24 protein-coding genes and 1 tRNA gene are annotated in these 22,670 nt (G+C 48.9%); 20 read left to right on the top strand and 5 right to left on the bottom strand.

The window, feature by feature from the left end; genetic code table 11:
• Window positions 1-76 precede the first annotated feature (76 nt).
• From uvrA to WDN47_03210, 3 genes are all read left to right on the top strand, one after another.
• On the top strand, window positions 77-2,920 hold the full coding sequence (gene uvrA / locus WDN47_03220; GenBank protein MEJ0021571.1) for an excinuclease ABC subunit UvrA: 2,844 nt from the start codon (window positions 77-79) through the stop codon (window positions 2,918-2,920).
• Window positions 2,921-2,990: 70 nt separating this feature from the next.
• The gene (locus WDN47_03215; protein ID MEJ0021570.1) at window positions 2,991-3,473 is read left to right on the top strand and encodes a DUF5671 domain-containing protein; all 483 of its coding nucleotides are present in this window, start codon (window positions 2,991-2,993) and stop codon (window positions 3,471-3,473) included.
• Complete coding sequence (locus WDN47_03210) at window positions 3,470-3,937, top strand: hypothetical protein (protein MEJ0021569.1); 468 nt, start codon at window positions 3,470-3,472, stop codon at window positions 3,935-3,937. The genes WDN47_03215 and WDN47_03210 overlap by 4 nt, the downstream gene beginning before the upstream one ends.
• A 60-nt stretch (window positions 3,938-3,997) precedes the next feature.
• Here WDN47_03210 and WDN47_03205 read toward each other — a convergent pair whose 3' ends face one another.
• Window positions 3,998-4,177: a hypothetical protein gene (locus WDN47_03205; protein ID MEJ0021568.1), complete on the bottom strand. Its 180-nt coding sequence runs from the start codon at window positions 4,175-4,177 to the stop codon at window positions 3,998-4,000.
• Between the two features lie 112 nt (window positions 4,178-4,289).
• Here WDN47_03205 and WDN47_03200 point away from each other — a divergent pair, with 112 nt between their 5' ends.
• The 12 genes from WDN47_03200 to WDN47_03145 all read left to right on the top strand — a co-directional run bounded on the left by WDN47_03200 (window position 4,290) and on the right by WDN47_03145 (window position 13,457).
• On the top strand, window positions 4,290-5,024 hold the full coding sequence (locus tag WDN47_03200; GenBank protein MEJ0021567.1) for a DeoR family transcriptional regulator: 735 nt from the start codon (window positions 4,290-4,292) through the stop codon (window positions 5,022-5,024).
• The gene (locus WDN47_03195; GenBank protein MEJ0021566.1) at window positions 5,014-5,466 is read left to right on the top strand and encodes a nucleotide exchange factor GrpE; all 453 of its coding nucleotides are present in this window, start codon (window positions 5,014-5,016) and stop codon (window positions 5,464-5,466) included. The genes WDN47_03200 and WDN47_03195 overlap by 11 nt, the downstream gene beginning before the upstream one ends.
• A 117-nt stretch (window positions 5,467-5,583) precedes the next feature.
• The gene (gene dnaK / locus WDN47_03190) at window positions 5,584-7,455 is read left to right on the top strand and encodes a molecular chaperone DnaK (protein ID MEJ0021565.1); all 1,872 of its coding nucleotides are present in this window, start codon (window positions 5,584-5,586) and stop codon (window positions 7,453-7,455) included.
• Between the two features lie 26 nt (window positions 7,456-7,481).
• Entirely contained in the window at window positions 7,482-7,811 is a 330-nt protein-coding gene (locus tag WDN47_03185; GenBank protein MEJ0021564.1) for a DUF3467 domain-containing protein, read from the top strand.
• Window positions 7,812-7,845: 34 nt separating this feature from the next.
• Entirely contained in the window at window positions 7,846-8,739 is an 894-nt protein-coding gene (locus tag WDN47_03180) for a hypothetical protein (GenBank protein MEJ0021563.1), read from the top strand.
• 4 nt (window positions 8,740-8,743) lie between these two features.
• Complete coding sequence (gene dnaJ / locus WDN47_03175) at window positions 8,744-9,883, top strand: molecular chaperone DnaJ (protein ID MEJ0021562.1); 1,140 nt, start codon at window positions 8,744-8,746, stop codon at window positions 9,881-9,883.
• 161 nt (window positions 9,884-10,044) lie between these two features.
• Window positions 10,045-10,119: transfer RNA gene (locus WDN47_03170), tRNA-Lys, on the top strand.
• Between the two features lie 72 nt (window positions 10,120-10,191).
• Window positions 10,192-10,674 carry a hypothetical protein gene (locus WDN47_03165; GenBank protein MEJ0021561.1) on the top strand — a complete coding sequence of 161 codons (483 nt, stop codon included), beginning with the start codon at window positions 10,192-10,194 and terminating at the stop codon, window positions 10,672-10,674.
• A 47-nt stretch (window positions 10,675-10,721) separates the two neighbouring features.
• A complete protein-coding gene (locus WDN47_03160; GenBank protein ID MEJ0021560.1) occupies window positions 10,722-11,204 on the top strand; it encodes a VIT1/CCC1 transporter family protein in 483 nt (160 codons plus the stop codon).
• Window positions 11,204-11,887 (top strand): pseudouridine synthase, encoded by a 684-nt coding sequence (locus tag WDN47_03155; protein ID MEJ0021559.1) that lies wholly within the window; start codon window positions 11,204-11,206, stop codon window positions 11,885-11,887. Before WDN47_03160 ends, WDN47_03155 begins: the two co-directional genes overlap by 1 nt.
• Window positions 11,884-12,147, top strand: coding sequence for a hypothetical protein (locus WDN47_03150; GenBank protein MEJ0021558.1), 264 nt, complete (start codon window positions 11,884-11,886; stop codon window positions 12,145-12,147). Before WDN47_03155 ends, WDN47_03150 begins: the two co-directional genes overlap by 4 nt.
• A 71-nt stretch (window positions 12,148-12,218) precedes the next feature.
• Window positions 12,219-13,457, top strand: a complete 1,239-nt coding sequence (locus WDN47_03145) for an NAD(P)/FAD-dependent oxidoreductase (protein MEJ0021557.1) — start codon at window positions 12,219-12,221, stop codon at window positions 13,455-13,457.
• 134 nt (window positions 13,458-13,591) lie between these two features.
• Here the strand turns inward: WDN47_03145 and WDN47_03140 are convergent, their stop codons facing one another.
• Entirely contained in the window at window positions 13,592-14,755 is a 1,164-nt protein-coding gene (locus WDN47_03140; GenBank protein ID MEJ0021556.1) for a hypothetical protein, read from the bottom strand.
• A gap of 77 nt (window positions 14,756-14,832) precedes the next feature.
• Between WDN47_03140 and WDN47_03135 the strand changes: the two genes are divergently transcribed.
• From WDN47_03135 to WDN47_03120, 4 genes are all read left to right on the top strand, one after another.
• A complete protein-coding gene (locus tag WDN47_03135; GenBank protein MEJ0021555.1) occupies window positions 14,833-15,846 on the top strand; it encodes a tRNA-dihydrouridine synthase in 1,014 nt (337 codons plus the stop codon).
• A 367-nt stretch (window positions 15,847-16,213) separates the two neighbouring features.
• Window positions 16,214-16,549 (top strand): hypothetical protein, encoded by a 336-nt coding sequence (locus WDN47_03130; protein MEJ0021554.1) that lies wholly within the window; start codon window positions 16,214-16,216, stop codon window positions 16,547-16,549.
• A gap of 90 nt (window positions 16,550-16,639) precedes the next feature.
• Window positions 16,640-16,954, top strand: coding sequence for a hypothetical protein (locus tag WDN47_03125; protein ID MEJ0021553.1), 315 nt, complete (start codon window positions 16,640-16,642; stop codon window positions 16,952-16,954).
• Window positions 16,955-17,022: 68 nt separating this feature from the next.
• Entirely contained in the window at window positions 17,023-17,421 is a 399-nt protein-coding gene (locus WDN47_03120; GenBank protein ID MEJ0021552.1) for a hypothetical protein, read from the top strand.
• 26 nt (window positions 17,422-17,447) lie between these two features.
• Here WDN47_03120 and topA read toward each other — a convergent pair whose 3' ends face one another.
• The 3 genes from topA to dprA are packed head-to-tail and all read right to left on the bottom strand — an operon-like array spanning window position 17,448 to window position 21,832.
• Complete coding sequence (gene topA / locus WDN47_03115; GenBank protein MEJ0021551.1) at window positions 17,448-19,691, bottom strand: type I DNA topoisomerase; 2,244 nt, start codon at window positions 19,689-19,691, stop codon at window positions 17,448-17,450.
• Window positions 19,692-19,695: 4 nt separating this feature from the next.
• On the bottom strand, window positions 19,696-20,742 hold the full coding sequence (locus tag WDN47_03110) for a CapA family protein (protein ID MEJ0021550.1): 1,047 nt from the start codon (window positions 20,740-20,742) through the stop codon (window positions 19,696-19,698).
• The gene (dprA, locus tag WDN47_03105) at window positions 20,726-21,832 is read right to left on the bottom strand and encodes a DNA-processing protein DprA (protein MEJ0021549.1); all 1,107 of its coding nucleotides are present in this window, start codon (window positions 21,830-21,832) and stop codon (window positions 20,726-20,728) included. Before dprA ends, WDN47_03110 begins: the two co-directional genes overlap by 17 nt.
• A gap of 306 nt (window positions 21,833-22,138) precedes the next feature.
• On the opposite strand from dprA, the gene WDN47_03100 reads away from it, so the two are divergent.
• On the top strand, window positions 22,139-22,462 hold the full coding sequence (locus WDN47_03100) for a hypothetical protein (GenBank protein MEJ0021548.1): 324 nt from the start codon (window positions 22,139-22,141) through the stop codon (window positions 22,460-22,462).
• The last annotated feature ends 208 nt before the right edge of the window (window positions 22,463-22,670 follow it).

Below are 22,670 nucleotides of genomic sequence, written 5' to 3'. Positions count from 1 at the left end.
GGTTGGCTTATTTAGGCCCTTTACGAACAGGGCTTACTAATCGTTGCTATTTTTGAAACCTGAAAGTGACCCCTATATGCAGGAAAAAATCGTTATCCGCGGCGCCCGGGTCCATAATTTAAAAAATATCAGCCTGGATATTCCCAGAAACAAACTCGTGGTCATCACGGGTCTTTCGGGTTCGGGAAAATCATCTCTGGCCTTTGATACCATCTATGCGGAAGGCCAGAGGCGGTATGTGGAATCCTTGTCCGCGTATGCTAGGCAGTTCTTGGGCCTGATGGACAAGCCGGATGTGGATAAAATAGAAGGATTGTCACCGGCAATTTCCATTGACCAGAAATCCGCATCGCATAACCCTCGGTCTACCGTGGGAACCGTGACCGAGATCTATGATTATCTGCGGTTATTGTTTGCGCGTGTGGGCGTGCCGCATTGTCCGGTTTGCGGCCGACTCATTACCGGCCAGTCAGTGACGCAGATGGTGGACCAGATCATGAGCTGGCCTCCCGGCACAAAGTTTGCGATCCTGGCTCCGCTGGTCAAAGATATGAAGGGCGAACATAAGCATCTTTTGGAAGAAGCGAAAAAGACCGGATACCAGCGCGTGCGGTTTGACGGCACCATCATGGACCTGTCGGAAGCTTTGCAGCTGAATGTGGACAAAAAAAAGAAGCACACGATCGATGTGGTAGTGGACCGCATCGTTCTGGACAGCGGGGACCGCCCGAGGCTTGCTGATTCTCTGGAAACCGCGCTTGATCTGGGCAACGATACCGTGATCATTCTCCGGGATGAAAAAGAAGAGATCCTGCTGTCTTCCAATTTTGCCTGTCCGGAAGGGCATATGAACCTGCCGGAACTGAACCCGCGCAATTTTTCATTTAATTCGCCTCACGGCGCCTGTCCCGACTGCACGGGCCTTGGTACGCGGCTTGAAATAGAGGCGGAACTGGTCATCCCCAATCCGAAATTGACACTGGCAGAAGGCGCTATCCGGCCGTGGAGCAAAACAACTTCCAGGCTCTCATGGTATTCGCGAGTGCTTGAGGCAATTGCAGAAGAATACGGTTTTTCAGTGCACGTACCGGTAAAAGACCTGCAAAAGAAATCTTTGGACATAATTTTGTACGGCACAGCTGATCGCAAAATTAAAATAGAAGATGAATCAGGCTACGAGCGGTTTACCACATTTGAAGGCGTGATCCCGAACCTGGAGCGCAAGTATAAAGAAACCGATTCGGATTACATGCGCGGAGAGATAGAGCAGTACATGCGCATCCGCAAATGCCCTACCTGCAAAGGCAAAAGATTGCGGCCCGAGTTTTTGGCCGTGACCATTGACGGCAAATCCATCGTGGATGTGTCTAATTTTGATATTGATGAAGCTGTGAAATTTACTGAAAACTTGCCGAAGAAACTGGGCGAGAAAGATCTGAAGATCGCTCATCAGATCTTCAAGGAAATCGTGGCGAGGTTGAAATTTTTGCAGGACGTCGGGCTGGATTATCTGACATTGGACCGCAGCGCGGATACTTTGTCGGGCGGGGAAGCCCAAAGAATTCGTCTAGCCACGCAGATCGGTTCCGGTCTGACGGGCGTGCTGTATATTTTGGACGAGCCGTCGATCGGTCTGCATCAGCGCGACAATGCGAGACTGCTGAAAACATTGAAAAATCTGCGCGACCTGGGCAACACCGTGATCGTGGTGGAGCATGACGAGGAAACCATCTGGGAATCCGACTGGGTCGTGGACATAGGTCCCGGAGCCGGCAAGCACGGCGGGGAAGTCGTGTCTGAAGGAACTCCGGCGCAGGTGGCAAAAGATAAGAATTCCCTGACCGGCAGGTACTTGGCCGGCACGGAATTGGTCGCGGTCCCGACAGCGCGCAAAAAAGGCAATGGCAAGACATTGAAAATAATCGGCGCTTCGGAATTCAATCTGAAAAACATTGATGTGGAGATTCCGCTGGGCAAATTTGTCTGTCTGACCGGAGTTTCCGGTTCGGGTAAGTCCACCCTGCTCAACGAGATCCTGGCCAAAGCCTTGTCCGCCTATTTTTACAATGCCAAAGAATCCCCGGGCGAGCACAAGAAACTTTTGGGCATTGAAAATATAGACAAGGTCATTAACATTGACCAGTCGCCGATCGGGAGGACCCCGAGATCCAATCCCGCAACATACACCGGCGTGTTTACATATATCAGGGATCTGTTCGCCTCAACCCAGGAAGCCAGGATGCGCGGCTACAAAGCCGGCCGGTTCAGTTTCAATGTCAAAGGCGGCAGATGCGAGGTTTGCGGCGGCGACGGCGTGATAAAAATTGAAATGCATTTTTTGCCGGACGTATATGTGGCGTGCGAGGAATGCAAAGGCAAGCGCTACAATAAGGAAGCTCTGGATATCCATTATAAAAGCAAGAATATTTCCGAGGTTCTGGAAATGACAGTGGATGAAGCGCACGTCTTCTTCCGCGCGGTTCCCCTGATCGCGCGCAAACTGGAGACCTTATCTTTGGTGGGCTTGGGCTACATGCATTTGGGCCAGCAGGCCACGACTTTGTCCGGCGGGGAAGCCCAGCGCATCAAATTATCTTCAGAATTATCCCGCGCCTCAACCGGCCGAACTCTTTATATTTTGGACGAGCCCACGACCGGTCTGCACTTTGACGATGTGAAAAGGCTGATGGGCGTCTTGGCTCGCCTGGTGGAAAAAGGAAATACTGTTCTGGTTATTGAACATAACTTGGACGTCATCAAATCCGCGGACTGGGTCATCGACCTTGGACCGGAAGGCGGGAACAAGGGCGGGGAAGTTGTGGCCATGGGGACGCCGGAAGACGTGGCGAAAGTTAAGAAAAGCTACACCGGCCAATATTTGGCAAAGGTGTTGAAACAAGTAAAAGAAAAAGTGAAGTAACGCAATAATCAACCTTGAGTGCATTTGGCATTTAGTTTATACTTAGCTTGCGCTATTAATCTATATTTTTATGACCGAATCCATTGCTCCAAAAAGCACGCCCAGAGATGTATTTTTGCACCTTTTGGCGATCGTAACTTTGTACGGCAGTGCCATAAGCTTTATTACTTTGGCTTTCCAGTTAATTAACACCTGGTACCCGGATGTGCTGAACTACAGTTACGGATCGGTCCAAACTATCCGCTGGTCAGCCTCGATGCTGATCGTGATGTTTCCGGTTTATGTCTGGATAATGTGGCTGATCAACCGCGACTTTGCCAAAGACCCGATTCGGCATGAGATCCGCGTACGCAAGTGGCTTGGGTATTTAACATTATTTCTTTCTGCGATCACAATAATCATTGATATCGTCACACTGGTTTATAATCTTTCAGGCGGAGAATTGACTGTAAGATTTATCTTAAAGATTTTAATTGTTCTTCTGGTAGCCGGTTTGATTTTCTTTTACTACCTCAAGGATTTGCGCAAGAAAGATGAAGGAGCCGCAGTATGAAGTGGTTTATTATCCCGGTTTGTATTTTGGTCTTGGCAATTGTGGTGGCCGCATTTTTCATAGTCGGCAGTCCGGCCAGGCAGCGGTCGCTGAATTTTGATAATAGGCGCGTGTCGGATCTGCAGATCATCCAGGGTCAGGTCTTGAGTTACTGGCAGCAAAAAGGGAGTCTGCCTGCGAATCTTTCAAATTTGACTGATAATATTTCGGGATTTACAGCTCCAAAGGACCCTCAAACGAGTGCGGATTATGAATATTCCGTGAGTTCAAATCTAAACTTTCAACTTTGCGCCAGTTTCAGCCTGCCTAGCGAAGGCGATCAGAACTTACGGGCTGTGCCTATGATCTATCCGGGACCGGATAATTGGCAGCATGCTGCCGGCCACGTGTGTTTTGACCGCACTATTGATCCTCAGTTATATAAATCTCCGGCACCTATCCCTCAGCCCGTGCCGTTGAAATAACCGAAATTCCAAAAAAAAGGACGAGTCGTGGGCTCGTCTTTTGTGTTTGTCATGTGTGGGCTATCCGCGCCGGATGCGAGGGGTGTGAATTGGGTGACGCTCGATGGCGTCGCTAAGTGCTCGGAGTGCCTGATCGTCCTTGAGCTCTTCCTGCCGTCGTCTTTCCGCTTCTTTTTTGTCTTCCTCTCGGAAGCCATCGGTTTCCATGCGGCGCAAGAATTCGCGTGCGGTCAAGGCCATAATTGTCCTCCTGACCAATCCATTTTAGCACTTGACAACCTAGAGTGCCAGTATTAAAATATAAATTACGGTTGGCACTCGCAGGCTTGGAGTGCTAAAAAGGGGTTTAAATATGGAATTACGTCATCAAAAGATATTAGCCGCGATAGTTAAGGAATACTCGGAAACCGCCAATCCGGTGGGGTCCAAGGAGATCGTGGAGCGCTATGGCCTCAAGGTCAGCTCTGCTACTATCCGCAATGATATGAGCGAGCTGGAAAAAGCAGGCTTTATCATGCAGCCCCATAAATCCGCAGGACGGGTACCTACGGATAAAGGCTACCGGTTCTTTGTGAACGAACTGATGCGCAGGTTTGAGCTATCGGAAAAAGAGCGGAAAATGCTGAAAAGCGAACTGATGAAACTTTCTGCGGCCCACGAACAGTTGGGCCGGTCTATTTCCAATCTTTTGGCCCAGGTTTCCGGGCAAGCCGCCTTTGCGCTTTTGCCAAACCAGTCATCCGCCACGGGTCTGTCGCATATTATCGGGGATCCGGAATTCAGCGACCCTAAGACCATGAAGCAGGTAGCCCAGCTTTTGGAAAACATTGATCAGACAGCAAACAAGCTGGTGAAAAAATCAGAAGTTACGGCTGAAGCCATCATCGGCGGCGAATCGCCTGTGCCGGTGCCGAAGAATTTGAGCCTTGTGGTTTCCAATGTCAACATGCCGGGCGGCAAAAAAGGCGTGATCGGCATCATCGGGCCGAAACGCATGTCTTATGCCAAGAATCTGTCTATCATTAATTATTTGGCGAAAATAATTTCAGGTGCAGCAGTAATTATATTGATAACTTATGTCAGATGAACCAGAGATTTTAAGTCCGGAAGACCAGATCGCCCAATTGACCGCCAACTGGAAGCGGACAGCGGCGGACTTTGAGAATTATAAGAAGCGCAAGGAAGCGGAATCCAAAGAACTGTTTGAGTTTGCCAAGGAAATGGCAGTCATAAGGCTGATGCCTTCTCTGCAAAGCCTGGAACAAGTTCTGTTTTATGCGCCGGATGATGAGAAGTATAAAGATTGGCTCACAGGACTGAAAGCCACAATACAGCAATTGGAAAAATCCATGGAAGAGCTGGGAGTTGTGAAGATAAAAACAGTAGGCGAGCAGTTTGATCACGAAATACATGAAGCAGTGGAAGAAATTGAAGGCCAGCCCCCTGGGAGAATCGTAAAAGAATTACAACCCGGATTTACATTAAATAATAAAGTAATAATTCCCGCCAAGGTCGCTGTGGGAAAATAAGGCGCTCGGGTATTGCGAAAAAAGACGTCCGCTGAAGCGGACTAAGGCTCACCGCATTGGAAAGCGGCTCGCAATTCTTTTTTCTGCAACACCCTCGCTAAAGAAAGGATATGAAGTATGCCGAAAATTATAGGAATAGATTTAGGAACATCAAATAGTGCCGCGGCGGTGATGGAAGCGGGCAAGCCCGTCATCATCCCATCTGCCGAAGGCCAGACCATGGCCGGCAAAGCCTTCCCGTCTTATGTTGCGTTTACCAAAGACGGCCAGCTTTTGGTCGGGGAACCGGCCAGACGACAGGCCGTAACGAACCCCGAGGGCACGGCGTTTGAATTCAAGCGCAAAATGGGCACGAACTTTAAGTATAAACTGCAAGGAAAAGAATATGCACCGGAACAGCTATCCGCATTTCTTCTGCAGAAGATAAAAAAAGATGCGGAAGCATACTTGGGCGAGCCGGTGGCCAAAGCCGTGATCACAGTTCCCGCCTACTTTGACGACAGCCAAAGGCAGGCCACGAAAAACGCCGGCGAGATCGCAGGTCTGGAAGTTGTACGCGTGATCAATGAGCCGACAGCGGCTGCGTTTGCTTACGGTTTGGATAAAACAGGCAAAGACCAGAAAATTTTAGTATTTGACTTGGGCGGCGGCACTCTGGATGTGACCATCATGGACTTCGGCGAGTCCGAAGGTCAGGCAACGTTTGAAGTTTTGTCCACCTCGGGCGACACGCAGCTCGGCGGCAAGGACATGGACCAGGCTTTGATAGACTTTGTAGTTTCGGAATTCAAACGCGAGACCGGACTGGACCTCACCGCAGATAAAATGGCCATGAACCGCGTGCGTGAGGCGGTTGAGAAAGCCAAAATTGAACTTTCAACCACTCTAGAAACTGATCTTAACCTGCCGTTCATCTCAGCCGATGCCCAGGGCCCCAAGCATTTGAACATGAAACTGACCCGGTCCAAGCTTGAGGAACTGGTAAAGCCGATAGTGGCGCGAATGAAGCATCCCGTGGAGCAGGCTCTGACCGATGCCAAGCTGACACCGAATGATATTGCCAAAATTATTCTGGTCGGCGGCCCTACGCGCATGCCGGTCGTGGCCAAGTTCGTGGAAGAGTACATCGGCAAGCAGGTAGAAAGGGGCATTGACCCTATGGAAGCAGTAGCCAAAGGCGCTGCAGTGCAAGCCGGAGTTTTGTCCGGCGATGTTGCCGGTAAAGAAATTCTTTTGCTGGATGTCACGCCTCTGACCCTGGGCCTGGAAACATTGGGTGGCGTGGCCACGCCTTTGATAGAACGAAATACTACTATCCCAACTTCCAAAACGCAGACCTTCTCTACCGCGGCTGATAATCAGACCTCGGTTGAGATAAATGTGGTGCAGGGCGAACGGCCGCTGGCCTCGGCCAATAAATCTTTGGGCCGGTTTCATCTGGATGGCCTGCCGCCAGCTCCCCGGGGAGTGCCGCAGGTGGAAGTTACATTTGATATTGACGCCAACGGGATTCTGAAAGTCACGGCCAAAGACAAAGCATCTGGCAAATCGCAGAACATCACTATCACAGGTTCATCGAATCTTTCCAAAGACGAAGTGGAGCGCATGAAAAAGGAAGCGGAAGCCCACGCGGAAGAGGATAAGAAGAATCGTGAAGTGATAGAAACCCGCAATCAAGCTGATACTTTAATTTCCGTTTCGGAACGCACCCTGAAAGATGCCGGCGATAAAGTGCCGGAGGCTGACAAAAAAGACGTCACGGATAAAATTGAGGCTTTGAAAGGCGTGAAGGACAAACCGGAATTGGATCCGATCAAAAAAGCCATGGATGAACTGTCGGCAAGCATTCAGAAAGTCGGCGCAGCCATGTATCAGCAGACACCTCCGCAACAGCCTGGTTCACCGACAGATTCGGAGCCTAATCCCGACCAAGGCGCAGAAGGATCCGTTGATGCAGAATTTAAGGATGTAAGTAAGGATAAAAAATAATTAAGTAATCCTTAGAAAGGAAACCTATGGATACCCCACAGCAGCAGAATATTAATGTTAAAATTACGGATGATGTTCTGAAGGGTGCTTATGCGAACAACATGTTCGTTTCGCACACCAAAGAAGAGTTCATTCTGGATTTCATCAACATCACTTTTTTCCCGCCTCCGGGCCAGGGCATTGCCACGGCAAAAGTCATTACCAATCCCGGGCATTTCAAGCGCATAGTCGCAGCCCTGAGCGACAATCTGAAGAAGTATGAAGAGCAGTTCGGAAAGATCGCGGATCAGAACCCGCAAGCGCCGGTAGCCCCTTCTTCAACTTCTGACCGGGGTTTTGGGTTCGGCAGTAAGTAGTTGATATGCCAGTGGCATATCAACCCTAATCCATATGAAAAACACAAAAATAATAATATTAGCTTTGATCTCAATCGCCTTCTGGGTGCTTGACTGGGTGCTTTTGAACCAGGCGATCTACCATGGGAAGCCTCCGATCTTTTGGGTCTGGTTTGTGCTCACAACACTCTTTGGCATTTCATTTCTGACATTTTTTTTACTGACCAACAGGAATCACATGATCCGCGTGATCGTTCCGATACTGATAGTTGCGGGTTATGTGGTACTGATGCCCAAAGACGTAATTGTGATCCTGGGTGGAGCGATCTTCCTGTTGCTGATGTTCTTCTATGAATGGCGCATCAGGTCCGAAGAAAAGAACTCTGTTGATTTTTCCATGCGGCGCGTGATCTCAAACAGCGTCTCGGTCATGATCTACGCTATTCTGCTTCTGATCGGGTGCAATGTTTATTACAATACGCAGGCGGACTTTAAGGCAAATCCTGACGCTTATTACGAGCGCTTAGGGCAGGCGGCAGCCAAAACTGTGCCGTATTTTACCAAAGACCTGCCCACCGGCGTTGATTTTAACCAGACGCTTGACCAATTTTTGTCGTCGCAGGCACAGACCACAAATCCTTCCATAATAAAGCAATACCGCGATAATTTTTTCAACCAGTTTCAGATCAAAGCCGTGTCAGGCAACCAGACTCTGGCGGATGTGTTCGCTCAGATCGCTACGGACAAGATAAAGCAGGCTACGGCAAATTACCAGAATTATTTCCCGTTTGTTTTCGCGATCATTGTCACGGGCTTGCTTCTGACATTTGCATTCTTGCTTAACTGGGCGACGCAAATAGTCTGCTGGCTGCTGTATAAGATATTATTGGCGTTGAAATTTTTCAAATTAACCAAAGTCGAGATTGAGGTGGAGAAATTGGACATATAAATTTATGGCCGCTGATTATTATCAAACTTTAGGTGTTTCGAAAACGGCTTCCGCTGACGAGATAAAAAAAGCTTACCGCAAATTGGCCCACGAACACCATCCTGATAAGAACAAGGGCAATGAGGGAAAGTTCAAGGAGATAAACGAAGCTTATCAGGTCTTGTCTGATCCGAATAAGCGGGCTCAGTTTGACCGCCTTGGCGCAAACTTCCAGAACACGGCGCAGGGAGCAGGAGGGCCGGGTTTCAACGGCTTTGATTTCTCCAATTTTTCGCAGGGCTTCAATGGCGGCGTGGAATTTGAAGATGCTTTCGATATTTTTTCCGATATTTTTGGCGGAGGCCAGACCGCGACCCGGCGCGCCCGGCGCGAGCGGGGCGTGGACCTGGAAATGGAAGTTTATCTGACTTTTGAAGAAGCGGTATTTGGCGTGGAAAAAGAAATAACTTTGGAAAAAGCGGACGCTTGTCCTCATTGCAAAGGATCGGGGGCTGAACCGGGAAGCAAGATAATGACCTGCCCCAAATGCCATGGCCAGGGACAGATCAGGACCTCCCGCCGGACGATATTCGGCCAGCTGGCCTCTACCGCGACGTGCGATGAATGCGACGGCACCGGCAAGGTCGCAGAAAGAGCATGTACGGAATGCAAAGGCTCAGGCCACGTCAGACGGACTAAAACCCTGAACATCAAAATTCCGGCCGGAGTTGAGGATGGGCAAAGGATCCGTATCCCGAACGAAGGCGAAGTGGGATACAAAGGCTCTAATTTCGGCGATTTGTATCTGCAGCTGCATGTGTCAGGAGACAAAAATTTCAAACGTGAAGGCAGCACGATCTATTCCGAAGCGCCTTTAAGTTTTTATCAGGCCGCCTTGGGTACAGAAGTTGAAGTTCAGACCGTGGATGGGCCGGTGAAGCTGAAGATCCCGGCGGGTACTCAGACCGGCAAGGTTTTTCGGCTGAAAAGCCGGGGAGTGCCTGTCTTAAACGGCTCCGGCCGCGGAGATCATTTGGTGACCGTGCACGTGGTTACTCCTACCAAGCTGAACAAGAAAGAAAAAGAATTGTTCAAACAAATTGCTCAAGAAAAAGGCGAAGCCGTGGATGTGGATGAAGGATTTTGGAGCAAGTTCAAGTCTTGAAAAATTCCAGAAAATCTGTATAATAAATAAGCCTTTTAATTACAATTTCAAATGCTGACCAAGGGCTAAAAATTGCATTTGAAATTGAGAGGAGCAATGCCCAGACCGTAGCATTTTTTTGTTTCGCAAAAAATGCGAAGTGTTCGGCAATTGCGACGAGAGGGTGTGTAGCTCAGTGGTAGAGCACCTGCCTTTTAAGCAGAGGGTCGCGCGTTCGATCCGCGCCACACCCACCAGAAAATAAATTGGCAAAAGTTTGGACGTAAATATATTTCTGAATTTTTGCCAGTTTTTCATAGGAGGACTGCATGCGAAGGATCAGATGGGTTTCATCACTTTCGGCCTGCCTTCTTTTCGGCAAAGCTTTTTTTCCCTTCATGGAGCATGTCACGTGGGTTGTGCTGATCTCCCTGATCGCCGTGGGCGAATTCGTGATCCTGCTTACCATGCCCGACCATCCTATAACTGAATTCATCCCGCCGAGGGTGCCGGAACGCCGGGAATCGGAGTCAAAAGTCCGCATGATCCAATATGCGCGAACTTCGGGCAGTGGCCTGATCAAGCTTTTCATCAACGGCAGCGGGTGGATCGAAGGTACTGTCCTTGATCTTTCCGAATCTCACGGCGTCCTGCTGTTGAGGGTCGGCAGCAGCGAAACTGGGAACGAGCTGGTTTATCTTAAGGACATTGTTCGGGTCAGCACGATCGCCAAGCGACTCGGACCGCAATTGGCGGACGAAAAGCCCTTTCCTCCGGAACGTTCATCCCACACGCCGAAAGATGTTCACTGACTCTTCGGCTTTTTCTTTTTGTCCAAATTTAGGTAAGATATACTCATATGCCAGATACACAACAAGACTCTCATTTTTTGCGCAAGGTCATCCAACCGGGCCTGTTGGGCTTGATGGACGGCTCAGTATCCACGCTGGCTCCCTTGTTTGCTACGGCTTTCGCCACGCATAACACTCACATCGCTTTTCTCATCGGCACGGCTGCGGCTACCGGCGCCGGCATCAGCATGGCGTTTGCCGAAGGGCTTTCCGATGACGGGATCCTCACCGGCCGCGGGCATCCGATCATCCGCGGCGGCATTACCGGCCTTATGACCTTTTTGGGCGGGATCTTTCACACCCTGCCTTTCTTGCTTGTCAACCTAAACCACGCTTTATATTTTGCCTATATAATCGTCGGGATCGAATTGATCTCCATTGCTTTTATCCGCTACAAATACATGAAGATGAATTTTTTTCTTTCCATGGTCCAGGTCGTTGTCGGCGGCGCGCTGGTTTTTTTGGCAGGTTACCTGATTGGATCCAGCTGATGCTGGAACGGCTGCAAAAATTCATTTCCGGGGCCGGGGTCGCTTCCCGCCGGCATGCGGAAGATCTGATCACCGCGGGCAAGGTCAAGGTCAACGGCAAAGTTGTCAGGGAACTTGGCACTAAAGTTGATACTGACAAAGACAAGATCGAGGTCAACGGTAAAAAGATCGGCCTGCAAAAATTGGTTTATCTTGCATTGAACAAACCGAAGAGGTATATCACCACCCGGAATGATCCCAGAAAGCGGCGGACAGTGTTTGAATTGCTGCCGGCAAACTTAAAAAATATTGTTTGGCCGGTCGGAAGATTGGATTTTGACACTGAAGGCCTGCTGATCTTCACCAATGACGGGGAATTGACCCAGACACTGACGCATCCTTCAAAAGAACATGAAAAGGAATATGAAGTGACTTTGGATAAAGAACTTTCTGCCGGCCGAATTGAGAAGATCCAAGGCGGGATGATGATAGACGGGAAAAAAACTGCGCCAGCCAAGATCCGCACGAACGGCACCACAGTGTATATTACTATCCACGAGGGCTGGAACCGCCAAATTCGCAAGATGTTCGGGGAATTGGGTTATTCTGTCCGCAATTTAAAGAGGATCAGGATCGGAAAATTAAAGTTGAATGATTTACAATTGGGACAATATAAAATTATCGGTAAATCTGAGATCGTATGATGAACCCGGAAATTGACAGAGAAGAGTTTGCTCCTGAATCGCTGGAATCCTTGATGAGCAAGCGCAGCGACGCAGTTAAGGAGCTGGAACAGGCCAAGGCAGAATTCAGCATATCGCGTACGCTCGTTATGTACAGCTCCGGGACGGAGGAAGAACGGGAAAAGAGCGAACAACTTTATCATCAAATATTAAAACTGGAAGCTGATATCTCTCACTTGAACAGGCAGATCGATGATCTGAAAATTACAGGGCATCTATAAATAAACTAAACAGCACTTGTGGTATAATTAAAGTGCTTTTTTTATGAAACTGCTCACAGCGGGAACAAGGGATGAAAAAAAATAATCTAGTAAAAAAGAATATTGTGATCGTCGGCGGCGGATTTGCCGGCGTCCGCGCGGCCTTGGACCTGAACAATTACCTGCATGACAGCGATGAGTATGAGATTATTCTGGTTGACCACAAGGATTACCAGACTTATCAGGCCGGACTGTATGAAGCGGCCACCACTGAGCATCGGCTGGTGGAAGCAAAAAAGGTCAAGCGCACAGTGACTATTCCATTCTCCGATATATTCGGCAAGACCAAAGTCAAAGTCTTCAAGGGTTTCGTGGACAGGATCGACACCGCAGGCAGCAAAGTGATAACTGACTCAAGAATAATTCCATTTGACTATCTGGTCTGCGCTTTGGGCAGTATTTCGGATTTTTACGGCATTACTAATCTGGAAAAATTTGGCTTTACCCTTAAAAGCCTGGAAGATGCGATCATGATCCGCAACCGCGTTGAGGATCTGGTCGTGAAAAAAGACCACGCCCAGTTCATAGTCGGCGGCGGCGGGTTTTCCGGCACGGAATTTGCCGGCGAACTGCACAATCTTCTGAAGCATGAGTGTATGTATCACGGAAAAGATCTGGATAAATTCAAGATATTGGTTGTGGAAGGCGGACCGGGCCTACTGAGCGGACTTTCGGAAAAAGTTTCCTCCATCGTTTCCGCCCGGATCAGCCAGATGGGCATTGAGACTAGATTTTCAGCCCTGATCACTGAACTTGGCAAAGATTTTGTGACCTTGAACATGAAAGAGCGGCTGGAATGCGACCTGCTCATCTGGACCGGCGGCGTGCGGTCATGCCGTCTGCCCGTGGATTACATTCAGGAAACGGATAAAAAAGACCGAACACTGACAACCCCAAGCTTGAATCTTCAAAACTACTCCAATATATTTATCGCCGGAGACAACCTGTGCTTTAGTGATCCGGTAAGCAAAAAATTAATGCCGCAAACAGCGCAAGAAGCCATCAATCAAGCGAAGTTTGTGGCAAAAAATATTTACCGGATGATCCGCGGCAAATCCCTGGTGCCTTATCAGCCCGGGTCCACCCGCTATGTCATCCCGGTCACGGGTAAATTTGCCGTGATGTACAGCCCGAACCTCATTGTTTCCGGTTTTTGGGGCTGGGTCATCCGTAAAGGCGCTGACTTGAGATATTTTCTTTCGGTTCTGCCGTGGAGCAAGGCGCTAAGTTACTGGCTGTTCGAAAATAAGATCTTTATGAAGAATGATTAGGCCGCTCAGGTGCTGCAAAAAAAGACGGCATAAATTTGCCGGTTGCAAATTTATCGCCTAAGTCCTCGGCCTCGTTGCGGTAATGCAACTCGGCCTCAGAATTCTTTTTTTTTGTGCAGCGCCCTCGCTAAAGGTTAGAAGGATTTGTAATAACTGTCCGTTGTGGTCAAACATAAAGTTTGCAGATCGGCGGCCAAAGCGTTGCATAATTGCTTGGCCTGTGTGTCCGAATGAAAATAAGAAATAAAGTCCTTGACCGCTCCGATGACGCAGTTGGACTGTTGTTCAAAATTTTTCCCCAGTTCGCACGTGTTCTTGGTTGTAGTCACATTGCTGCTGCTTCTGCCAGAAGCGTCCCGGCCGAGGCTCTGGTAGCAGGTTGAGCGGTAAGCGTCTTCCACCCCGGAACACAGCTCAAACACCTTCTTGAAATTACCGGTCGTGACCTTCAGCATGTAGGATGTCTGCATCAGGTAACAGGTGCTTTTATATTTTGCATCCACGGCATCGCAAGGATAGAGCGGATCGGCGGGATTCAGATATTTGGTAAAATGATTCTTGTTGTCAACGATGACGTTTTCCATGAACACGCCGCTGTAGCAGGAAGATTTCTCCCAATCCCCGTTGATCTTGTCGCAAAGTTTCAGGGAATCAAAAAGTTCATCGTTTGTGAACGCCATAACGCCGTGGCCTAGGCCGTGGACGCAGTTATAATAATCGAATGAATAGCTGGCCTTGCCCACAATGCCGTCGCAGATAGTATTCAAAGCGCCGGGTACTTTCTGCCTGCCGATCCTTGCCACCACTCCTTCCAAAACTCCATGATAATATCCTGACCAGCAAAAGCTGTCGCCGTGAGTGTAAGCCTCTGCTACGGTCGGGTATTTTTCAACTGCGGCCTGGCCGATGACATGAGCCAGAGGATGACACTGGGCTGAGACGTAAGCGTTGAGGTCGTATTCCGCCCGCAGGCTCGTGAAGGCTGCAGGAACACCTTGGGTTTCCACTAAATTTTTATAATATTGGGCGTAACATTCAAAATTCTGACTGTCGCCATTTGAGCAGGGCGGATGAGCCGGAACTGAAGCTGTCTTATTTGGTGCTGTTGAATCTTGCTTAGGCGCAGGTGAGCCTTGCTGAGGGTTTTCCACTTCCTTGGCGCTTTGGCTTTGAAAATTCTCCAAAGTACCAGGTTGGGGAATCGCGACTTCATTTGCAGGCTTGTTATCCGCTACTCTATTGCAGGAGGTGGCAATTAAGCCTAATAAGAGGGATACAATTAAAATTTTCTTTGTCATATGGGTATTATATATAAAGTTGGATTTTCAACAAAGGACTTTTTTAATCTACGGAAGTCTGCTAGAATTTATCAATTATGAACAGAGGCTTTTGGGATAAACTAAAAAAACCGATCTTTGTTCTGGCACCCATGGCCAATGTCACGGATGCGGCTTTTCGGTTTTTGATTGCTAAATACGGCAAGCCAGATGTGACCTGGACCGAGTTTGTTTCAGCGGATGGTCTGGTTTCTGAGGGCCTGGAAAAACTTCTGGTTGACTTCTGGTATTCAGAAACCGAGCGGCCGATCGTGGCCCAGATCTTCGGCGCCAAGCCGGAAAATTTTTATAAAGTTGCAAAGTTGATCAAAGACCTGGGCTTTGACGGGATAGACATAAACATGGGCTGTCCGGACCGGGCCGTTCTGAAACAAGGGGCAGGCGGAGCTTTGATTAAAAATCCGAAACTGGCGCAGGAGATCATTTTGGCGGCCAAAGAGGGCGCATCTGTCTTGCCGGTTTCGGTCAAAACACGCCTGGGGGTAGGCAAAATTGATATTGAAAATTGGATCCCCGAGCTTTTGAAAACTGACATCGCAGCGATCACCATTCACTTGCGGACAGTAAAAGAACTTTCTTTAGTGCCTGCGCATTGGGAAATTATGCCCCAAGTAGTTGAGCTAATAAATCAGCTGACTACAAAAGAAAACAGACCCTTAATTCTCGGCAACGGCGATGTGCTGACTTTAACTGAAGCTGAGCAGAAAATTTCTGAAACAGGCGCTGATGGCGTGATGATCGGCCGAGGGATCTTTGGTAACCCGTGGATGTTCAATAAAGAAACACCGATAGAGAAAATTCCGGTTCACAAACGATTGCAAGCGATGATAGAGCATTCAAAACTGTTTGAAGAGAAATTCGTAAACCTGCCCATGGGCGGGAAAAGATTTGAAGTTATGAAAAAGCATTATAAAGCTTACGTAAACGGCTTTGACGGCGCCAAAGAACTGCGGATGAAACTGATGGAAACAAAAAATGCACAGGAAGTTGAGCAGATCGTTAGCGAATTTGCGAGGAGTGACGCGATGCGGCGAACTGTCGCAGTGAAATAGACTGCTTCGCTATTCGCTCGCAGATTCGTCAACCTTGACAAAAGTGTACTAAACTAGTATACTATTTTGTTGATCAAAACATTAAAGATCAACCTATGCTAAATTAGAAAATTTTTTCCAAGTTTAGGGAAAAATAAAAAATTTTTTGAAATTTGAAAGAGGATTCGGTTCACGTCCGGGCAGAACATCGCTCGGACACGCACGCAACCCCGCTTTGCCCTAGTCGGTGCAGTTGACCACGCTCCTCGCCGATAGGGCAGGAGAGCACATGTCTCAGACTTACGTTGAGCTTCCCGAACTCGCCCCTGAAGACCAAGCCTACTTTCGGCGGATCTTCAGTTCCCAGCGTCAACATCGTTCCGACTATGTGCTGATACACGAGTGGATCGGCCGCAAGATCTGGCGACCTGTTCATGTGGCTGCATGTTTCGGAATAACGGTTAAAGAACCATGGGATGATCTGCTCATTCAGGATTCAGTCACGCTCTCCGGAAACCCGACGAAAGTTCTTCGGGCATATCAGAGGCGGGATGGGGAACTGATCGCAGCAGACGCGTCTGAAAGAGGGCGGGCATGCCTTTGTTTTGATCCCGTCCCATCGGAGTGGACCTACTTCGTGATCCAGAAGGTGCACATTATGGAAACGAGTGTAATAGTCCGGCCGGTGGCAGGTGACAGGCAGGAACTGCTCCACATGTTCTAGGCGCCATGCCGATGCTTTGCAAGCAATTGCAGGCATCGGTTTTTCTTTTTGCGATTTTTAGTATAGCCTTAATACATCAAGGAGGATTCGATGTTCAATTTGATCGCCGAATTCATCGGCATGTTGGCGCTGATGGTTTACTCCTCATCTTTGTATAGCGAGATCCGGCGGTACGGATTCGAAAAGGTCGGGTTCTTGCCTTTTAGTTTCGCGGTACTCGGAATCGTAGGAATATTTGTGACGCCCATTCCCTTTCACGGTCTGATTGGCTTTTGGTGGAATGATGAGGCCGTGGAAACATGGTCGGTCAGAACGATGCAGTTTGTTCTTTTCTGGTTGCCGATGTTTGCGATCTGGACAGCGAGAATAGTTGTCTGGTTCGAAGACAGGCCCTTGGCCTGGTGAATTTTGCCGGTGCGTTATCGCATCGGTTTTTCTTTTTGATATAATATTCGGAATATCAAGGAGGGTTGATGAGCAACAGAAAAGCGACCATTTGTACATATGAATACGAGCAATGTATGATCGCCATTAAACTTCTTGCTCGTGGCCGTAAGCCTTTTTCCGAAGTCTGCGCGAGGCGAGCCAAAAAATCGGATCTGGAACATGATCTGGCAATGTGCCTTAAGAGAGCCGGGCAAACAGGAAAGGTATTTTACTGGATTAGGCATTATGGAAAAGAAGGTCGGTGGCGAGGACTATATCGCTGGCGGTATGGATTTTATCGTCAACCGTGGACTCTTTCTGCTTTTGATTTTTTGGATCGCGCCAAACTTTCCCGCTTCGATCGCGACTGGATCCAAGGATTATTTTTTGGCTACGCGCCGAAACGCATCCAAGAATTCCTGGACAAGCAAAAAGCCGGAGGCTGATCCCGGCTTTTATTTTTTTGAGGATATTATGCTTTTATTTCTTCTTTCGCAGGTTCCACTTCTCGTTCGTAGTCGCATTCTTTGTTTGAACATTTCAGATTACCGTTGCGGTCAAGCATCAGCAGATCGCCGGACTTCGGGCATTTCTCGCCGGTCGGTTTGCCGTTCATCAAGAATTTGCATTGCGGGTATCTTGAGCAGGAATAAAAAATTCCGCGCTTGCTTCGGCGCTCCACCAGTTCGCCTTCCCCGCATTTGGGGCAGACCACGCCCGTGCCTTTCTGGATCTTTTTGATGTTCTTGCATTCCGGATAGCCGGAACAGCCAAGGAAACTTCCAAACCGGCCGAACTTTACCACCATCGGCTTGCCGCATTTATCGCAAATAACGCCCGTGTTTTCGTCAATGATCTTCTGTTCTTCCGGCATAGGCCGGGTGTATTTGCACTCCGGATAGTTGGAGCAGGCGATGAATTTTCCGAACCGGCCGAATTTTATCTGCAGGGGATGGCCTGATAACGGGCATTTTTCGTCCAGCAGTTCCACGTGCTTTTCCACTGACTTTTCTTTGGACACGAGGTTTTCATGAAATGGTCCGTAAAATTCGCGGATGACTGGTACCCATTGTTTGGTGCCTTCCGCGATCTCATCCAGTTCCTCTTCCATTTTGGCTGTGAACTGAAAATCTACGACTAGCGGGAAATGCTCAACCAAAATATCATTGACGATAAAGCCGATCTCCGTGGGATGGAATTTTTTATCGATCTTGTTCACGTAATCCCGCTCCTGGATGGTAGAAATTGTCGGAGCGTATGTGGACGGGCGTCCAATGCCGTATTCTTCCAAAGTCTTGATCAGAGTCGCATCGGAAAAACGCGGCGGCGGCTGAGTGAAGTGCTGTTTGGGAATGGTTTTAATGACTTTTGGCTTGTCGCCCTTTGCCAGATCCGGCAGCAGGCCTTCTTCTTCGGCTTCTTCATCATCCGTGCCTTCCAGGTAAACTTTCATGAACCCATCGAATTTGATGACCTGGCCAGTGGCGCGGAACACATATTTTTTCGTTTGTCCGGCAATATCAATATCCACGCTGGTGGCATCAAAGACAGCTTCAGGCATCTGCGTGGCGATCGTGCGTTTCCAGATCAGGTCGTATAAGCGAAGCTGGTTTTTATCCAGATGCTCTTTCACGCTGTCCGGATCGCGCGTTAGGTCAGTGGGCCGCACGGCCTCGTGCGCTTCCTGCGCGTTCTTCTGCTTGGAAGCATATTTTCGCGGCTGGTCAAGCAGATATTCCTTGCCGTATCTTTCCATAATGGCATCATGGGCTGACTGCAAAGCCTGTTCCGCAAGGTTGACCGAGTCCGTGCGCATGTAAGTGATCAGGCCTGTGGCATTGTCTTCGCCGAGTTCTACGCCCTCATATAATTGTTGGGCATACATCATGGTTTGCTTGGCGGAAAACCCCAGTTTGCGCGCGGCTTCCTGCTGCAGCGTTGAAGTGGTGAAAGGCGCGGCCGGAGTTCTGCGGACCTCTTTTTTCGTAACTTCCGAAACAATTGCCGGCCGGTTGGCCAGGTCCGCAACAATTTTATGCGCCGCTTCTTCATTTTTGATAGCCAGCTTATCCAGAACCTTGCCGTCTATCTTATTCAGTTTGCCGACGAATTGCCCGTCTTTGTTAAAAGTGGTTTCAATGCTCCAGTATTCCTGTGGTTTGAATTTTTGGATTTCCCGTTCGCGTTCCACTATCAGGCGAAGCGCCACTGATTGCACGCGGCCGGCAGATAATCCCATTCTGACTTTCTTCCAAAGGAATGGCGAAAGCTCGTAGCCGACCAAACGGTCAAGAACGCGCCGGGCCTGCTGGGCATCCACCAGATGCAGATCAAGCTGACGGGGGTGCTCCAGAGCATCATTTATAGCGGTTTTGGTGATCTCATGGAAGGCGATGCGTTTGATATCTTTTTTCTTTAGATCCAAAGCGGAGACCAGGTGCCAGGCAATGGCCTCGCCTTCTCGGTCTTCGTCAGTCGCGAGGATTATTTCGGGCGCGTCTTTGGCCAATTTTTTCAGTTCCGCGACGCGTTTTTTTGATTTGGGCGGGATGACATAGGTCGGCTCAAAATCATGTTCAATGTCAATGCCCATCTTGCTTGAAGGAAGATCGCGGACATGTCCAAAAGACGCCTCCACTTTATACTCGCCATCAAGGAAGCGGCTGATCGTTTTTGCTTTGGTTGGGGATTCTACAATAACTAAACTTTTTGCCATAGCTCTAATTGTTGTCCAATAAAATGCTGTTTGTCAAGCCGACCTTGCTTAAAATGGCGGCAGATTCGTCCGGATTGGCAAACCTGGCGCAGCAATAATCGTCAATGATCACGGGCATAAGCTCTATTTTTGATAATTTTTTATCCGCCAGAGATAATTTTATTGTCAGACCCTCCCTGGTTTCCCGGCTCCACATCTGATCAAACACGAAATTACCGAGGGAATAAAAGATCCATTTACCCTGATATTGTTCCGGAGGTTGGATCCAATGCGGGTGAGCCCCGACCACAAGATCCGCTCCCGAATCAACGGCATTGTGCGCAAAATTTTCCTGCGCAATAGTCGGAGTTCGCGTATACTCAATACCCATGTGCATGGATACGATCAGGAAATCAACTTTTGGTTTTAAGGCATGGATATCGGAGGAAACCTGAGTTGTGTCGTTCGCATCGCAAACCGCGGGATCCGGTTTTTTCCCGCCGTCATTGAAAGCGGCGTAGGAGTAGGCCAAAAATCCGAATTTTATCCCGTTGCGCTCCAAAACCTGTCCTATGTGGCAATCGGGACCAGTTCCGATGGGTTTTATCTGATTTAAGGCAAGCCAAGCTAGAGTATAGAAAACGCCCTTTTGTCCCTGATCCAAGGCGTGGTTGTTGGCTGTGGACAGAATATCAAAACCGGCAAATTTAAGACCCGCCACAGCCTTGGGGTCTACTTTGAACTTTATATCATTCTGGGCATAGGGTGGCTGGTCCAAGAAAGGCGCTTCCAGGTTGGCAAAAGCGATATCGGCCGAATTAGTAACTTCCGCTGTTTTTTGGAAAGGCAGAGTAAAGTCATTGGCCTTGATCATCTTGCCAGCCACATCGCGCGAGAGCATGATGTCCCCGGCCAGAAAGATCGTGGTGATTTTCGCATGTGATTTAGGAATTACGATCTGCTCGGTTGGAGCCTGTTTTTTTGGAAAAAAAAGCAAAACCAGTGTCAGCAACAATGCTATGCCAACGGAAAACTCCCATATAAATTTTAGATGCTTATCGAATTTTTGCATACAGTCCGGCTCCCAGATTTTTCACGCGGCCTTTCATCTCAAGCAGGGTCAAATTGGCGCTGACCGAACCGGCGTTGAGTTTGACCGTCTTGATCAACTCGTTAATATGCAGTCCTTCGCGATTGAGGTGCTTCAAGATCAGTTCTTCTTCCGTGTTGACTTCCAACAGCACCGGTTCGCCCAACGCGGTTGCATCCAAATTCAGCTCTTCCAGAATATCGAAAGCTGTATTGACGAGCTTGGCGCCTTTTTTGATGAGCTGGTTGGTACCGCGGCTGGTGGGCGAGAAAATAGACCCGGGTACTGCGAACACTTCGCGGTTTTGTTCCAAAGCAAAGTTGGCGGTGATCAAAGCACCGCTTTCGGCATCCGCTTCCACGACCAAGGTTCCCAAGCTTAAACCGGAGATGATGCGGTTGCGGACAGGAAAATTTTGTTTTTGGGAAGGGTGTCCCAGCGGATATTCGGAAACAAGCGCGCCTGTTTCAATGATCTTTTGCGCTAAATTAAAATTTGAACGCGGCGAAATATTTGTGTCGTTCAAATCCGACGCTAAGACAGCAACCGTGCCGCCTTGGTTGGCAACAGCAGTGCCTAATGCCTGCGCGTCTATCCCGAATGCGAGGCCTGAAACAATTGCCACTCCATTGTTGACCAGTCCCAGGACGATCTCTTCCGCCGCTTGTCCGCCATAGCTGGACATTTTGCGGGTGCCGACCACGGCCACGGAAAGTTTGTTCAATGTTTTTTTATTGCCCCGAAGATACAGAACGGGAGGAGCGGCATGGATCTCCTTCAGAAGTTTGGGATAGTCCGGTTCTGAAATTAACAGAACTTCGATCTGACGGCGGGTCAGTTCGGCAAATAGCTGCTCTGGCTTGATTTTTGGTTTATTTGCTATAATCTGGTTAACGCTTTTGGCGGGCAACCCGGCATCGATATAGTCAGCGCTAGACGCGATCCAGGCCGTATACCAGTCCCCGAAATGATTATGTAGTTTTTGCAGCGAGACAGGGCCCAGTTCCGGGATGAGGCTGAAGGCATTGGCGAAAATTTTGGCTTCTAGCAGGTTTCGGTCAGCGTTTGACATGAGGTGGATTTTTGCTATTATATATTATCTTAGTTGTTTAATAACATCATTATAGTATTCTTGACCCTACCTTGCGAGTGGCGAAAGCAGGCAGCATCCCTCCTATTGTTTGCAAGTAACCCAAAGTTTGGGCCGGAGCGGTTTTCCGTTCTTGTCCAGCACTCGTAGGTAGGGTCAAGTATATTTAAAACTCACCCGAGTTTTTTTATATTTCGTTCATGGAGGAAAGGAGGCAACTGACCGCACAACTGCCCCGGGATGCTCCCGGGACAAACAACTAACGTTTCGTTGCAGGAGATCGTCCGTATGCTGGGAGACCAACGTTACAGAGAGGAAGATCTACGCGGCTTGACCGTTGTAGCTCTGGATTTGGTCGAACCGAGATCCAATCGACCCGTCTGGCTTGATTCCCCGCAAGCCCAAGAACTCCTTAAGCTGGCTTCGCAGAAGCGTTGCCTGCGAGCGCATCAACTGGCCCGCCTGTTCCGGCTGATGGAGTCGTTCACACCTGATCAGATCGTCGTCATATTAAATGACGACGAGGAATACTCGTGCATGGAGCTGCCGCGAGGCCTGACGGCTAAACCGCTTCCTTGGCACGAAGCATTCCGGAGTTCGATCGAGTCGTAAGTTTGCACCCGGCTCCCCCAGTTCTGGCAAAACTTGGTCCGCACCCCCAGCTCGGACCATTCTCATCGGAGGCGTCGTGCGTGTGGCCGAACAATTCTCAACAAGCAAGCGGTCGTCTATAAAAAAGGCGAACGAAACAAGGAAAGACCTGGAAAAGAAAGGATTGATAGAGCCGCAAAAGTGGCAGCCGCCCATCCCGCTCCATCTA

The sequence above is a fragment of the Candidatus Doudnabacteria bacterium genome (assembly GCA_037200925.1).
GTDB lineage: Bacteria > Patescibacteriota > Doudnabacteria > UBA920 > O2-02-FULL-48-8 > JBDTSL01.
This window is presented reverse-complemented; position numbering and strand designations above follow the sequence as displayed.